The organism is Pacificibacter marinus (assembly GCF_018860505.1).
Classification (GTDB): domain Bacteria; phylum Pseudomonadota; class Alphaproteobacteria; order Rhodobacterales; family Rhodobacteraceae; genus Celeribacter; species Celeribacter marinus_B.
Map to the genome: position 1 here is coordinate 228,812 of NZ_JAHKPU010000030.1, position 14,064 is coordinate 242,875.

The following is a 14,064-nucleotide window of genomic DNA, read 5'->3' on the forward strand; positions in this document are numbered from 1 at the left end:
GTCTTTCTTTTCAGATTCTATTTGCAACCGGTTGCAAAATTAGTATCTTCGGATTCGAAAGCGCGCAAGCAACAATCGCAAAATCGATCAGCGTGAGGAAGAATTAAGCACATGACAAACAAAACTATACATCTGACAACAGCGCAGGCGATCATCAAATATCTCGACAATCAATTCATTGAAATTGACGGTCAAGAGATGCGCGTGTGCGGTGGCGGCTTTGGCATTTTTGGCCATGGTAATGTGACCTGCTTGGGCGAAGCGCTCTATGATGTACGTGACACGCTGCCTTTGTATCGCGGCCAAAACGAGCAAGGCATGGGATTCGCGGCTGCGGCCTATGCCAAACAATGGTTGCGTCAACGTTTCATGCTTTGCACCGCAAGTGCGGGCCCCGGCACAACGAACCTTTTGACGTCAGCGGGACTGGCCCACGCCAACCGTTTGCCGATGTTGTTGCTCTGCGGGGATGCCTTTACCACCCGCCTGCCCGACCCTGTTTTGCAACAGCTTGAGCATTTCAACAATCCCACCGTTGGCGTAAACGACGCATTCAAAGCCGTTACCCGTTTCTGGGACCGGATCACGCATCCGGCACAAATCTTGCAATCTTTGCCTGCGGCACTGGCCACCATGATGGACCCAACGGATTGTGGGCCTGCATTCATTGGATTGCCGCAGGACGTCCAAGGCTGGACATACGAATATCCTGAAAGCTTTTTCGAGAAACGCGTTCACCGTATGCGCCGCCAAGCTCCTGATGTGGCGGATGTGGCAGATGCAATTTCTGTGCTGTCCAAAGCGGAACGCCCAATGATCATCGCTGGCGGTGGCGTTCAGTATTCTGGCGCAGTGGCGGAACTCACGGCGTTTGCCGAAACTCATAACATCCCCGTGGTGGAAACCATCGCAGGTCGCGCCAATTTGCTGCAAGATCACGCGCTGAACATCGGGCCTGTTGGTGTGACAGGCTCGAACAGCGCCAATTCCATCGCAGAAAAGGCGGATGTGATCGTCGCAGTCGGCACGCGCCTGCAAGATTTCACCACTGGATCGTGGACCGCCTTCGCGCAAGACGCCAAAATCATCGGCGTCAACGTCGGTCGTCACGACGCGATGAAACACATGTCTGTGCCTGTTGTGGGCGACGCGAAACTCAGCTTGCCTGCTTTGTCGGCAGCCCTTGGTGAATACGCGAGCCCCGCCACTTGGACAGCCTTTGCCAAAGAAGAGCGCTTCAAATGGGTTGCCTATACAGATAAAGTCACCACAGTCGGAAATGGACCGAACTCTTATGCTCAAACCATTCGCGTGGTGAACGATCTGTGCGATCCACGTGACCGCGTTGTCGCCGCGGCAGGTGGCTTGCCTGCAGAGGTCACAGCCCATTGGCAGACCAAAGACATAGGCACAGTTGATGTGGAATTCGGGTTTTCCTGCATGGGGTACGAGATCGCAGGCGGCTGGGGCGCACGTATCGCGCAGCATGAGCGCGAGCCAGAGCGCGACACCATCGTGTTCACTGGCGATGGGTCTTACATGTTGATGAACTCGGATGTGTATTCATCCGTTTTGTCAGGCCACAAGATGATCATCTGTGTCCTCGACAACGGTGGCTTTGCCGTGATCAACAAACTGCAAAACAACACCGGCAACGAGAGTTTCAACAACCTGCTAGAAGATTGCCCAACGATCAAAGCGCCTTTTGCCGTCGATTTTGAAGCGCATGCCAAATCCATGGGTGCCAATGCCGAAACCGTGGCAAACCCGCATGAGTTCGGCGAAGCCTTCAAACGCGCACAGGCGTCAGACAAAACATGCGTCATCGTGATGAAGGTCGACGCCTATGATGGCTGGACTACCGAAGGTCACACATGGTGGGAAGTGGGCACGCCGCATGTCACCACGCATAAAAAGATCGCCGAAAAGCATCTAGAGACCGAAGCCTCGCGCACCAAACAACGAAAGGGTGTGTAATGGACGTACTTGCAGGCATCAAAAAGAATAACTTCGTTGTCGTCGGTCGCGTGGGCATGGACCTGTTCACAGGCCCTGATGGCGCGACCGAAACGGCAGATCAGTTCACAGCAGATATGGGCGGATCGTCTGCCAATATTGCGGCGGGCGTTGTGAAGCTTGGCGGTAAAGCCTCGCTTGTAACCCGCGTCTCAGACGACGCAGTGGGGCGATTTTGCACCAACAAGCTGGATCACTACGGCGTTGGCCGCGACCATGTGAAACCCATAGGGGGCGAATTTCGCAACTCTCTGGCGCTGTATGAAAGTCGTATCGAAGATCATCAATCGGTGATCTACCGCAATAGTGCCGCTGATTTTGAAATGACCGTCGAGGATGTGGAGGCCGTTGATTATGCTTCTTACGGCGCTTTGGTCACGGCGGGCACCGTTTTTGCGGCAGAGCCATCACGGTCTGCAACATTTCGGGCCTTTGAATTGGCGCGAGCGGCGGGTATTCCGATCATCTTTGATGTCGATTACAGGCCTTACAGCTGGCCCTCAGCAAAGGTCGCCGAAGAGGTTCTGTCAAAAGCTGGCGCGCTGTCTGATGTCATCATTGGCAATGACGAAGAGTTCGGCTTTATGGCTGGCGGCATCGACAAAGGCATGGACAAGGCCCGCGCCCTTGCCGCCTCAACAGCAACCATTGTTGTTTACAAAATGGGCGAACATGGCGCTGTGACCTTTGCCGATGGCGCAGAAATTCGCACCGGTATTTTCCCCGTCACGGCTCTCAAACCCACCGGTGCTGGCGACAGTTTTATGGCAGGGCTTTTGGCCTCTATCGCTGATGGCTATCCGCTCAAAGATGCCGTGCTGCGCGGCTCGGCTTGTGCGGCCATCGTGGTTGCAAAACCCGGTTGCGCCCCTGCAATGCCTTTCCCTGCCGATCTCGAAGATTTTCTGGTCAATCATCCTGGCCCAACCCAAGTTACCTAAGGAATTCAAATGCATATCGCCCCATACGACAATAAAAATATTCCCATTGTAGACGCAGATGATGCGACAGTTCCACTCAACTATTTGAATATCGTCAAGCTGAAAGCAGGCGAAGCCTTTGAATATCAAGTGCCCGGATACGAAACCTGCATCGTACCTGCCACAGGCACCATCGACGTGAGCGTTGAAGGCGCTGAGTACAAGGCCATCGGCAACCGTACTTTGGATGTTTGGGACGGCGAACCAGAGGGCGTTTACGTGCCAGTTGGCGCGAAAGTGACTTTCGTGGCGATCCGCGATACCGAGACATTCATCGCAGGTGCGCGTTACGACAAAGTGCTTGAACCTTTTGATGTGCGTGTAGCGCAGTTGGACAAAGTACAATATGGCTCAGACGACACCAAAACGCACCGCAAGATCAAGCACATCTTGGGTCAAGCGCATCACGACAAAGTCGGCCGCTTGCTGGTGTCTGAACTGTTCACGGTTGGTGAAGGCGGCTGGTCTGGCTTTCCTGCGCACAAACATGACACGGACCGCAAAGACGCCGATGGCAATATCATCGAGACACGCCACGACGAGACCTATAATTTCCGTTTCCGTCCGAACCACGGCTCTGGCGTACAGATCATTCAACACGAAGAAGGCAAACCAGGCGATGCCTACCAGTTGATGGATAGATCAACGATTTTGCTGCGCAGCGGTTACCACCCATGTGTCGCGATGCCGGGCTACGAGATGTACTATTTCACCATTTTGGGCGGGCTTTCACAGCGCAGCTTGGTGCAGTTCTTTCAGCCAACACATGCCTACCAAATTGAAACGATCCCTGGGATCAAAGACATGGTGGCGAAATTTAAATGACACTGGTCACACTCGCACAGGCCCTTCAACCAGCCCTCACAGGTGGTTACGCTGTGGCCGGTTTGGTCACGCTTGGTTGGGAAGACATGCGCGCCTATGTGGCTGCCGCAGAAGCAGAGGGCTGTCCAGTAATTTTGCAGGCTGGCCCATCTTGTCGTGCCCATACGCCTTTGCCAATCTTGGGCAAAATGTTCCGGCATTTGGCTGAAAATGCCAGCGTACCGGTCGTCGCACATCTTGATCACGGATATACCTTTGAGGAATGCCAAGAAGCACTGGATTCAGGCTTTACCTCTTTAATGTATGACGGGTCGCGAAAGCCCTTGAACCAAAACATTGATGAGACAGCGCGAATCGCGGAAATGGCCCATAAGGCGGGTATTTCTTGCGAAGGCGAAATCGGTTTTGTTGGTTACGCCGATGGTGAAAATTCCGCAGGGACTGATCCTGAAGAGGCGGCGAAGTTCGCGACTGAGTCTGGCGTAGATGCAATGGCGATTTCAGTCGGCAACGTGCATTTGCAGCAAGACAAAGAGGGCGGCTTGGACATGCAGCGCATCCGTGCAATCGAGGCGGTGACAACTGTTCCGCTTGTCATTCATGGCGGCTCTGGCGTGCCTGTAGCGCAGCGAACCGAACTTGCGACAAGCTCTAAAATCTGCAAATTCAACATTGGCACCGAATTGCGGATGGCCTTTGGTGCGGCCCTGCGCGAGGCTGTAAATGCCGACCCATCCCGCTTTGATCGCGTGACCATTTTGAAAGAAACCCACGATCCATTGGTCGCGGCGACACGAAACGTTTTGCGGGCCTTTGGTCCTGCCAACAAAGGATAGCGCCATGCTGAACATTGGAATTTTGGGCTGCGGCCGCATCGGGCAAGTGCATGCGCGGTCCCTGATGCGCATGCCTGACGCAAAAATAGTCGCCCTTGCCGATGCCTTTCCCGCCTCAGCAGAAGCGCTGGCGGGCACCACGGGGGCACAGGTTCGCGACGTCAATACGATCATCGCCAGCGACGATGTGGACGCTATCATCATCTGCACGCCAACAGACACGCATTACGATTTGATCCACGCGGCGGCGAAAGCAGGCAAAGCGATTTTTTGCGAAAAACCGATTGATATGTCGGCAGACCGTATTCGCGATTGTATCAAAGTGGTCCAAGATAACGATGTCGCTTTTATGACCGCATTCAATCGGCGTTTTGATCCGAACTTTGCCAACGTCCAAGCGCGCATTGCGGCGGGCGAAGTGGGTGATGTTGAAATCGTGACGATCCTGTCGCGCGATCCTGCCGCGCCCCCTATCAGCTATATTGAAAGCTCGGGCGGCATTTTTCGTGACATGATGATTCATGATTTCGATATGGCGCGTTTTTTACTTGGGGAAGAGCCTGTGCAAATCTTTGCGGTCGGGTCTGCTTTGGTAGACCCCGCGATTGGCGCGGCAGGCGATGTTGATACAGCTGCGGTGACGTTGACCACGACAAGCGGCAAAATCTGTCAGATTTCAAACTCGCGCCGTGCCAGCTATGGCTATGATCAACGTCTTGAAGTGCACGGGGCCAAAGGCATGTTGCGTGCGGAGAACCTGCTTGAAAACACTGTGGAAGTTGCGACTGAAACAGGCTTTCGCCGTGCGCCAACGCTCAACTTTTTCCTGGAGCGTTACGAGACGGCTTATCTGTCTGAGATGCAGCATTTCATTAATGCTCTGACCAATGGCACCCCAGTAATGCCAAGCATCACAGATGGTTTGAAAGCTCAGCTTTTGGCAGATGCAGCCACGGAGTCGTTCAAGACAGGCAAGCCTGTCACTGTTTAATATAGATTATCATAACATATTGAAACGGGGGCCCTTTTGGAGCCCCCGTTTTGCATTGATTGCCTGTAAAACTGTAATAGTTACGCAGCAGAATCCGTGTTGAACATCAGATGCACCTTGACGGCTTGAGTACGATCGCCCGCCAATTCAAAGGCTTCAACAGCCCTGTCCAATGGCATTTGCGCCGTGATCATCGGACGCACGTCGATGCTGCGAGTCGATATAGCAGTCACGGCTTGTTGGAACTCATTGTAGAACCGGAAGGTGCCGCGATGGGTCAATTCTTTGGCCACTAAAACCCCAAGCGGAATGGCTGTATCGCCGCCCATACCGACCTGAACTATGACGCCGCGCGGACGCAAGGCTCCCAACGCGCTAACCAGTGCAGGCGCAGCACCTGTACATTCGAAAGCTGCATCGAAATAGCCTTTACCTTGGGCATATCCGGCCATGGTTGTGGTGTCGCTCATAACATTAATGGTTGTCGTAGCACCCATGTCAGAGGCGACTTTTAACGGCACATCTTGCAGATCAGCCACGACAATCTCGGACGCGCCAGCCGCTTTGGCCAAAGCCGTACAGAGCACACCAATCGGCCCTGCCCCCATCACCAATACGCGCTTGCCTTGTAAATCACCCGCAAGGCTATGAGCATGCATGCAGACGGCCAAAGGTTCTGAACAAGCCGCCTCAGCCACAGACACATCGCCTGTCACCGGTACACATTGCGCCGCAGGCAGAGTGATTTTATCGCGGTACATCCCTTGCACATGCGGCGTCCGCATCGCCGATCCGCTAAAGATCATATCGGTGCAATGCATCTCAAGCCCCTGCGTGCAATATTCACATGTGCCGCAATTGATGCTGGGGTTCAGCGCAACCATATCGCCCACTTTTAGCCCCGTTACACCTTCGCCAATCGCCTCGACGAAACCTGCAGCCTCGTGCCCCAAGATGATAGGCTCCTTCACGCGGATGGCTCCAAAACCGCCATGCTGATAATAATGCAGATCAGATCCGCAAATTCCACCAGCGCCAAGCGCCACACGCACTTCACCCGCTTTGGGCGCGACAACATCACGGGTTTCGATACGCAGATCTTTTGCCTCATGAAGGCAGCACACTCGGGTTTTCATAAACGTTCCTAAGTCTAAAATTGGATTACGGCGCGGGCTTGTCAATCGCCACAAAGCGCAACGGTTTTCTTATACGACAGATCTTTCGACAGACTGATGGTGCAATCATCGTCGACAAATTACAGCGTAATGTATGCGCATACATTTTTGATTGTCAACGTACTCAAAAGCCCCTTGCGGCGTCACATTTAATGCCTAATGATCACAAAATGGCAGATGGAATTTTTAACAAAAGAGACACAAGCCGCGTGACGATGACAGACGTCGGACGCCTTGCTGGGGTAACCCAAGTGACGGTATCACGCGCCCTCTCACATCCAGACAAGGTCTCAAAGGATACATTGCGTCGCATACAAGACGCCATTGATGCAACAGGATTTGTACCCAATGCGGTCGCAGGGGCATTGGCATCCAAACGATCCAATCTGGTGTCCGCATTGATCCCGTCTTTGACAAATGTCGTCTACACCTCTTTCATGGCCACGTTTTCACAACATCTGCGTCAACATGGGTATCAGGTATTGCTGTCAGAAACCGGATTTGATGCTGCATCTGAGGACGCATTGATTGCCACGCACCTGTCGCGCAGACCTGATGCCATACTATTGACCGGCATTCACCACAGCGACAAAGCCCGAAAACAGTTGCAGGGCGCAGGTATTCCAGTTGTTGAAATTTGGGACATCACAGACGATCCGATTGATATCTGCGTAGGCTTCAATCATCACGCCGCAGGGCGTGCCGTCGCGGAATATCTAAAAGCAAAAGGTCACGCCTTTGCTGCAACCATAACCGCTGATGATGAACGCGCCTTGCGCAGACAGTCAGCCTTTGCCGAACGGTTTACTGCGCTCTCTCAAAGCGCGGTGCCAGATGCAAATACAGGCGGCACCGCCAGCATAGGTGCAGGACGCGAGGCTATGGCACACCTTATTGATCATAGTGATTTTCGCAAAGGCGCGGTGTTTTGCAGTTCTGATTTATCTGCTCATGGAGCCATAATTGAACTGCACACACGTGGATATAAAGTGCCCCAAGATATCGCTGTGGTTGGTTTTGGCGATCAGGATTTCGCAGGCGATATCGACCCAGCCTTGACCACGGTTGCCGTGGATCGACTGCAACTGGGGCATCTCGCGGCCAATTCCGTGTTGGACAAATTGGCGGGACGGCCTACAAAATCCGTCCACGACCTTGGTTTTAAAATTTTAACACGCCTGTCAGCTTAGCCCTTTGGGGAAAGCGGTTCTAACAGCCGTGGCTGTGGGGAATAGGCAAAGCTCGAACCGTGTTTTAAATCTCTTTATCTTCCTCAGGTGTATTCAGCGTAGACCATGTATCATCACGCGCTGGCGCAGGCGGCGTTTCACACTCGCCGCGATGAATGTTCGCCTTAGCGATAAAGTTGGCCGAAATAGGCGCTGTGACGAATAAGAACGCCATGATCAACAACTCATGCACAGATCCTTCGCCCAGAGCAAAGGAATGAAGGGTCGAGGCCAACAATAGCATCCCAATACCGATGGTGCCAACTTTCGTGGGCGCATGGAGCCGCGTCATAGGATCGTTGAATTTCAAAAGCCCGATCACGCCAATAATGATAAAGCCTGAGCCAATCAGCAAAGACAGCGCTGCGAGGTAGGTTCCGATGATTTCAAAAGTCATTCGATAATATCTCCGCGCAAGATGAACCGCGCCAAAGCCACGGTTGATACGAACCCTAGCATGGCGATCAACAATGACACTTCAAAATAGATATGCGTGCCCTGTTGAATCCCCAAGACAACCACCAGACCCAGCGCGTTCACAACCATTGTGTCCAGCGCAAGGATGCGATCCCCCGGTGTTGGCCCTAAAACCAGTCGAACCATGGATAGGACTTGCCCAAGCGCAAGGGCGACAAAAGCGATGATCAATGCGATGTCCATAACGGATGAAGCTGTCGTCATGAGAAGATCTCCTTCAGTCGATCTTGGTATCGGGTCATGATGTCGTCGCGCACGGCGTCAGGGTCATCTGTGTGCAGCACATGCACCAAAAGGCTATGCCCTTCGTCAGAAACATCCGCAGACACGGTGCCCGGCGTCAAAGTGATCGTTCCAGCCAAGAGTGTGATGGCTTCGGGCTGTTTCAATTCAAGCGGCACTACAATCCAAGTCGGTTTCAGTTTGGAATTTGGCACGGTCAATACGACCCAAGCCACTTGAATATTGGCAACAACAATGTCCCAAACGACCATAAAGCTATAAGAGCACAGCTTACCCAAACGCAAACTTTTAGGCCTATCAGGCCACCAAATTGATGTGCCCCAAGGAATCAAAATACCAAGGATGACACCAAAGACAGCCATGCCCGCAGTGACTTCCTTTTGTAGAATAACCCAGACGACAGCCAAAAGCAGCGTCAGAAAAGGATGCGGCATCAGCCATTTAAAGGTGCGGACCATATCAGTGACCCTCCTCTTGCGTGCTTGAATGATCATCGGATGCAGGAGTGCTCAACTTACCTGCTGTGTCCAAAACCTTAGACATGTAAGGCTGCGGCGCGAAAAGTTGCGCAGCCATCGTTGTAGCATATCCATGGACCTGACCGGCAAAGACGGACAGCGCAATCAACAGTGATAGCAAACCACCGACCGCGACATAGGACAACACAGTCGGGCGCTCGAACTCTGATGGATCTTCAAGCGGTGTCTCGCCTTGGGCTTTCCAAAACACAATACTGCCAGCGCGCACAAATCCGACGATGCCGATAAGGCTTGATCCCAACACGATCGCCCAAATCCACACCATAAGGCCGGATTCATAGGAAGCATTCAGCACCAAAAGTTTCCCAAAGAAACCTGACAACGGCGGCAAACCTGCCATGGCAATCGCGCCCACAAAAAACAATCCTGCGGTCAAAGCATTGCCGAGGACAGGCGGTTGTGATGTCAGGTCAAGATTGGCCCGCCCTGTGCGCACCAAATCAACGACCAAGAACAAAGCAGCGCCCGCCAAAGTTGAATGAATGATATAGTAAAGCGCTGCCGCGATCCCTTCAGGCGTGAACAATGAAATCGAAACCATGACCATGCCCATCGATCCGATCACAGCAAAGGCGACCAAACGATCCAGTTTTTTCGCAGCCAAGATGCCCACCATACCAACAGCGACAGATATCAACGCCGCAGGCATCAACCAAACATCGTGCAAACCCGCTGTAACTGATAGGTCTGGCGGAAAGATCATCGTATAAACGCGAATGATCGCATAGGCCCCGACTTTGGTCATAATCGCGAACAAGGCGGCCACCGGCGCAGGCGCCTCGGCATAGCTTGATGGCAGCCAAAAATGCAACGGCACCACGGCGGCTTTGATCGCAAACACAAGCAGCAACAGCACTGCTGCGACGCGGATGCCCACTGTGTCAGCCGCCCCGATCATCGCCACGCGATTGGCCAAATCAGCCATGTTCAACGTGCCTGTTTCTGCATAGATCGACGCCAGTGCGAACAAGAACAGGGTGGAGCCGATCAGGTTGAACAGCACATATTGCACGCCCGCGCGCAATCGCGGAGTACCGCCCCCATGGATCATCAACCCATAGGAGGCAATCAACAGCACTTCGAAAAACACAAACAAGTTGAACAAGTCACCCGTCAAGAATGCGCCCATGATGCCCATTAATTGAAATTGGAACAACGCGTGGAAATGCCGTCCGCGATTGTCCCAGCCGGACCCTATTGCATAAAGCAACACAAACAGCGCCAAGACAGCCGTCAGTAAGACCATCATCGTCGACAGGCGGTCTCCGACCAAAACAATCCCAAAGGGCGCGGCCCAGTCGCTGAGTTGGTATAATAAAATTGTGCCATCCGAGACCTGGAAAACAAGTCCCAAGGCAATTGCAATCAGTGCCAAAACACCCGCAACAGAAAAACTTCTTTGAATGCCAATGTGATAGCGCGCGGCCAGCACAATAAAAGGCGCCAACAATGCGGGCAAAACGATGGGTGCGATCAACCAATGGGTCATGACTGCCCCTCCGCTTTAGAATCCGACGTTTCAGGCTGATCATCCACGTGATCGTCATCAGACCCCAAAAAGGCCCCCAAGCCGATCATCACCACAACGGCTGTCATGCCAAAGGAAATAACAATAGCGGTCAGCACCAAAGCTTGTGGCAATGGGTCTGTATACGTGGTGACGCCATCACTTAAGATCGGAGGTGCGCCGACGGTCAAACGCCCAGAGGCAAAGATAAACACGTTCACAGCATATGTGAGCAGGGAAATCCCCATGATCACAGGGAATGTACGCAGGCGCAGCGTGAGATAAATACCGCCAGCAGTCAAAATGCCGATGGCTGATGCAACGAGAAATTCCATGTTACACCTCCTCCTTTGCTTGACCGCTTGTGGCGGAATCTGGGTCGTCTCTTGAGGGATCAATATCCATTGGGTATTCGTTGTCCGCCATATTGGCCCGTTTGGCCAGACGCGAGAAGCTTTCCAGCGACAGCATCACCGCGCCGACCACCGCCAAGAAAACACCTAGATCGAACAATGCAGCCGTGGCCAATTCGAACTTGTGGAACGGCGGAATGCGCACATAGGTAAAGGCCGAGGTCAAGAAGGGCTTGCCGACGAACCAAGACCCAATGCCCGTGAACCCAGCGATTAAAACGCCAGCGCCAATCACCCCATGATAGGGATATCTCAAACGCGACGATGTCCAAGCAAAGCCACTGGCCATATACTGCATAACAACCGCGATCGACACGATAAGCCCCGCGATAAAGCCGCCACCCGGTTCATTGTGGCCGCGCAAGAAGATGTAGAACCCAACCAACAGAACCACAGGCATGATCACGCGGGTCAGGACGACCATCATTATCGGATGCTTATTACCTGCCCGTTTTTGATCAGGTTTGCGGTTCAACAGACGCGCCCGCACAGGCCCGCCAAGCAATGTTTCAGTCAGCGCGTAAATTAACAAAGCTGCGATCCCAAGCACGATGATCTCGCCGTAGGTATCAAAGCCACGAAAATCGACCAAGATCACGTTGACAACATTGTTGCCGCCCCCACCCTTGTAGGAATTGGCCAAGTGGAATTCGGAAATTGGCGGCGCAACGGATGTGCGCAACATGTAGTAATAGGCCAAGCCGAATGTCGCCAAGCCACCAGCAATTGCCACGCCAGCATCACGAACACGGCGTAAAACTGTACTTTCGACGGGGGTGAATTTCGGCAAAAAGTTAAGCGCTAAAAGCAGCAGGATGATGGTAACAACTTCGACAGTGAATTGCGTCATCGCCAAATCAGGCGCGCTGAAGAACACGAAACCGATAGAGACCATAAGGCCCACGATGCCGATCAAAATCAGCGACAAAAGTCGATTGCGGTGCATCAAAACCAACCCTGCCGTTGCAGCGACAAGCATCACCCAGCCTGCAATCACAACAGGGCTAGCGGCTTGGGCTTCACGCGTTGGCGCTCCAAGTGTTCCTGTTGCCCAAGCATGAAATCCAGCAGCTATGATCGTGATCGCGCCGATGGCAGCAAAACGTGAGAATGCGCCATTGTGTAGCGGCAAGATCAACAAACGCGCGCCTTGCGTGACAAACTCAACAATGGCCTCAAAGATCGGTTTGGCTTCAGGGCGCGGAGTGCGATCCCACAGACGCAGCGCGGGATTGAACACTGCAATCATGACCAAGCCACCCGCGACAGCAATAATCGACATGAACAAGGCAGGCACCAATCCGTGCCAAATCTTGAAATGCGCGCTTGGCAAATCGGCGGCACCGCCCAGCACAGATGCAGTCACGAGTTTGACGAAAGGTTCTGCGACAAACGGAGCAACTCCAATGACCACGACCAACACTGCCAAAATCGCAGGTGGCATCCACAGGCCGGGATTTGGATCATGTGGTTTGGCAGGGTAATCGTCGCGCACAGGCCCAAAGAATACATGGCCGATCAAACGGAAACAATAAGCGGCTGAAAAAACAGAGCCGAAGGTGGCCAGTGCCGGCACCAGCCAATGCGACCCAAACAGAACCGTGTGATGGGCTTCCTCTAACATCATTTCTTTGGACAAGAACCCGTTGAGCAATGGAATGCCCGCCATCGATAGGGCCGCCAGTGACGCAATCATAAAGGTCACAGGCATCAGTTTTCTCAAGCCCCCCAACCGACGGATGTCGCGGGTGTGCGCTTCGTGATCGATAATCCCTGCGGACATAAACAAAGCAGCCTTGAAGGTCGCGTGGTTTAAAATATGGAACACGGCGGCCATGGCGCCGAAGGCTGTGCCTGTGCCCAAAAGCATCGTGATCAGACCAAGGTGGCTGACCGTTGAAAAGGCCAAGAGCGCTTTCAGATCATGTTTGAACAAGGCGATCACGGCACCCAGCACCATTGTGATCAAGCCAGCAGAGGTCACAATCACAAACCATTCTGGCGTGCCTGACAAAACGGGCCACATGCGCGCCATCAAGAAAATACCCGCTTTCACCATCGTCGCAGAGTGCAAATATGCCGAAACGGGTGTGGGAGCTGACATCGCGTGCGGCAGCCAGAAATGGAACGGAAACTGCGCTGATTTGGTGAAGCAACCAAGGAGAATCAAGATCAACGCCGTCACATACAGCGGATCAGCTTGGATCAAATCGCGGTTTTGCAAAATCACGCTTAGATCATAACTGCCCACGATCTGACCCAAGATCAGCATCCCACCGATCATCGCCAAACCGCCCATGCCAGTAACCGTCAACGCCATCCGCGCGCCTTGGCGTCCTGCGGGCAGATGTTTCCAATATCCGATCAGTAAGAAAGACGATAGTGATGTAATTTCCCAGAAGACAAGCAAAAGCAATATGTTGTCACTCAGAACAATCCCGACCATCGCCCCTTGGAACAACAACAGATAGGTGAAAAATTCACCCATATTATCGTCACGGCTGAGATAATTGCGTGCATAGGCGATGATCAAAAGACCGATCCCCAAGATCAGCGTGGCAAAGAAAAAGCCCAATCCGTCCAGCATCAAGGTAAAGTTCAAGCCGAGCACAGGCATCCAGTCGATGCCCACCATAACCACGTCGCCCGCAAGGACTGTGGGAAGGTTGCTCAACAGGCCAATAAAGGCGAGCAGTGAAACCGTAAATGTGACGCCAGCACAGGCCGAGCGACCAGCGGAATTCATAAGGCCGGGCAAAAGAGCGCCAAAGAAGGGCAAAGCAACGATGAAAAAGAGGGACACGAGAGCTCCTTATTTGGACGTTTTTGTCAC

General features: G+C 53.0%; 13 protein-coding genes. 6 read left to right on the forward strand and 7 right to left on the reverse strand.

Features of this window, described 5'->3' with window-relative positions; all coding sequences use genetic code 11:
* The first annotated feature begins 111 nt into the window (after window positions 1-111).
* The 5 genes from iolD to iolG are packed head-to-tail and all read left to right on the forward strand — an operon-like array spanning window position 112 to window position 5,648.
* Window positions 112-1,977 (forward strand): 3D-(3,5/4)-trihydroxycyclohexane-1,2-dione acylhydrolase (decyclizing), encoded by a 1,866-nt coding sequence (iolD, locus tag KO503_RS11275; protein WP_215991647.1) that lies wholly within the window; start codon window positions 112-114, stop codon window positions 1,975-1,977.
* Window positions 1,977-2,957 carry a 5-dehydro-2-deoxygluconokinase gene (gene iolC / locus KO503_RS11280; protein WP_215991648.1) on the forward strand — a complete coding sequence of 327 codons (981 nt, stop codon included), beginning with the start codon at window positions 1,977-1,979 and terminating at the stop codon, window positions 2,955-2,957. Before iolD ends, iolC begins: the two co-directional genes overlap by 1 nt.
* Window positions 2,958-2,966: 9 nt before the next feature.
* Window positions 2,967-3,821, forward strand: a complete 855-nt coding sequence (locus tag KO503_RS11285) for a 5-deoxy-glucuronate isomerase (RefSeq protein ID WP_215991649.1) — start codon at window positions 2,967-2,969, stop codon at window positions 3,819-3,821.
* On the forward strand, window positions 3,818-4,657 hold the full coding sequence (locus tag KO503_RS11290; RefSeq protein ID WP_215991650.1) for a class II fructose-bisphosphate aldolase: 840 nt from the start codon (window positions 3,818-3,820) through the stop codon (window positions 4,655-4,657). Before KO503_RS11285 ends, KO503_RS11290 begins: the two co-directional genes overlap by 4 nt.
* A gap of 4 nt (window positions 4,658-4,661) precedes the next feature.
* On the forward strand, window positions 4,662-5,648 hold the full coding sequence (iolG, locus tag KO503_RS11295; protein ID WP_215991651.1) for an inositol 2-dehydrogenase: 987 nt from the start codon (window positions 4,662-4,664) through the stop codon (window positions 5,646-5,648).
* An 80-nt stretch (window positions 5,649-5,728) separates the two neighbouring features.
* Here iolG and KO503_RS11300 read toward each other — a convergent pair whose 3' ends face one another.
* Window positions 5,729-6,784, reverse strand: coding sequence for an L-idonate 5-dehydrogenase (locus KO503_RS11300; protein WP_215991652.1), 1,056 nt, complete (start codon window positions 6,782-6,784; stop codon window positions 5,729-5,731).
* 209 nt (window positions 6,785-6,993) lie between these two features.
* On the opposite strand from KO503_RS11300, the gene KO503_RS11305 reads away from it, so the two are divergent.
* Entirely contained in the window at window positions 6,994-8,013 is a 1,020-nt protein-coding gene (locus KO503_RS11305) for a LacI family DNA-binding transcriptional regulator (protein WP_252731047.1), read from the forward strand.
* Between the two features lie 64 nt (window positions 8,014-8,077).
* Here the strand turns inward: KO503_RS11305 and mnhG are convergent, their stop codons facing one another.
* Genes mnhG through KO503_RS11335 form a run of 6 tightly spaced genes read right to left on the reverse strand, consistent with a single transcriptional unit; the run spans window position 8,078 to window position 14,034 of the window.
* Window positions 8,078-8,449 carry a monovalent cation/H(+) antiporter subunit G gene (gene mnhG / locus KO503_RS11310; protein WP_215942419.1) on the reverse strand — a complete coding sequence of 124 codons (372 nt, stop codon included), beginning with the start codon at window positions 8,447-8,449 and terminating at the stop codon, window positions 8,078-8,080.
* Window positions 8,446-8,733 (reverse strand): K+/H+ antiporter subunit F, encoded by a 288-nt coding sequence (locus KO503_RS11315; protein WP_215991653.1) that lies wholly within the window; start codon window positions 8,731-8,733, stop codon window positions 8,446-8,448. Before KO503_RS11315 ends, mnhG begins: the two co-directional genes overlap by 4 nt.
* Entirely contained in the window at window positions 8,730-9,230 is a 501-nt protein-coding gene (locus KO503_RS11320; RefSeq protein WP_215991654.1) for a Na+/H+ antiporter subunit E, read from the reverse strand. The genes KO503_RS11315 and KO503_RS11320 overlap by 4 nt, the downstream gene beginning before the upstream one ends.
* A gap of 1 nt (window position 9,231) precedes the next feature.
* Window positions 9,232-10,800 carry a monovalent cation/H+ antiporter subunit D gene (locus KO503_RS11325; RefSeq protein ID WP_215991655.1) on the reverse strand — a complete coding sequence of 523 codons (1,569 nt, stop codon included), beginning with the start codon at window positions 10,798-10,800 and terminating at the stop codon, window positions 9,232-9,234.
* Window positions 10,797-11,153: a Na+/H+ antiporter subunit C gene (locus tag KO503_RS11330; protein WP_215991656.1), complete on the reverse strand. Its 357-nt coding sequence runs from the start codon at window positions 11,151-11,153 to the stop codon at window positions 10,797-10,799. The genes KO503_RS11325 and KO503_RS11330 overlap by 4 nt, the downstream gene beginning before the upstream one ends.
* Window position 11,154: 1 nt before the next feature.
* On the reverse strand, window positions 11,155-14,034 hold the full coding sequence (locus KO503_RS11335) for a monovalent cation/H+ antiporter subunit A (RefSeq protein WP_215991657.1): 2,880 nt from the start codon (window positions 14,032-14,034) through the stop codon (window positions 11,155-11,157).
* Window positions 14,035-14,064: the final 30 nt, after the last annotated feature.

Coding starts and splice junctions, on each gene's coding strand:
- iolD (WP_215991647.1), top strand. CDS start 112: ATGACAAACAAAACTATACATCTGACAACAGCGCAGGCGATCATCAAA.
- iolC (WP_215991648.1), top strand. CDS start 1,977: ATGGACGTACTTGCAGGCATCAAAAAGAATAACTTCGTTGTCGTCGGT.
- KO503_RS11285 (WP_215991649.1), top strand. CDS start 2,967: ATGCATATCGCCCCATACGACAATAAAAATATTCCCATTGTAGACGCA.
- KO503_RS11290 (WP_215991650.1), top strand. CDS start 3,818: ATGACACTGGTCACACTCGCACAGGCCCTTCAACCAGCCCTCACAGGT.
- iolG (WP_215991651.1), top strand. CDS start 4,662: ATGCTGAACATTGGAATTTTGGGCTGCGGCCGCATCGGGCAAGTGCAT.
- KO503_RS11300 (WP_215991652.1), bottom strand. CDS start 6,784: ATGAAAACCCGAGTGTGCTGCCTTCATGAGGCAAAAGATCTGCGTATC.
- KO503_RS11305 (WP_252731047.1), top strand. CDS start 6,994: ATGGCAGATGGAATTTTTAACAAAAGAGACACAAGCCGCGTGACGATG.
- mnhG (WP_215942419.1), bottom strand. CDS start 8,449: ATGACTTTTGAAATCATCGGAACCTACCTCGCAGCGCTGTCTTTGCTG.
- KO503_RS11315 (WP_215991653.1), bottom strand. CDS start 8,733: ATGACGACAGCTTCATCCGTTATGGACATCGCATTGATCATCGCTTTT.
- KO503_RS11320 (WP_215991654.1), bottom strand. CDS start 9,230: ATGGTCCGCACCTTTAAATGGCTGATGCCGCATCCTTTTCTGACGCTG.
- KO503_RS11325 (WP_215991655.1), bottom strand. CDS start 10,800: ATGACCCATTGGTTGATCGCACCCATCGTTTTGCCCGCATTGTTGGCG.
- KO503_RS11330 (WP_215991656.1), bottom strand. CDS start 11,153: ATGGAATTTCTCGTTGCATCAGCCATCGGCATTTTGACTGCTGGCGGT.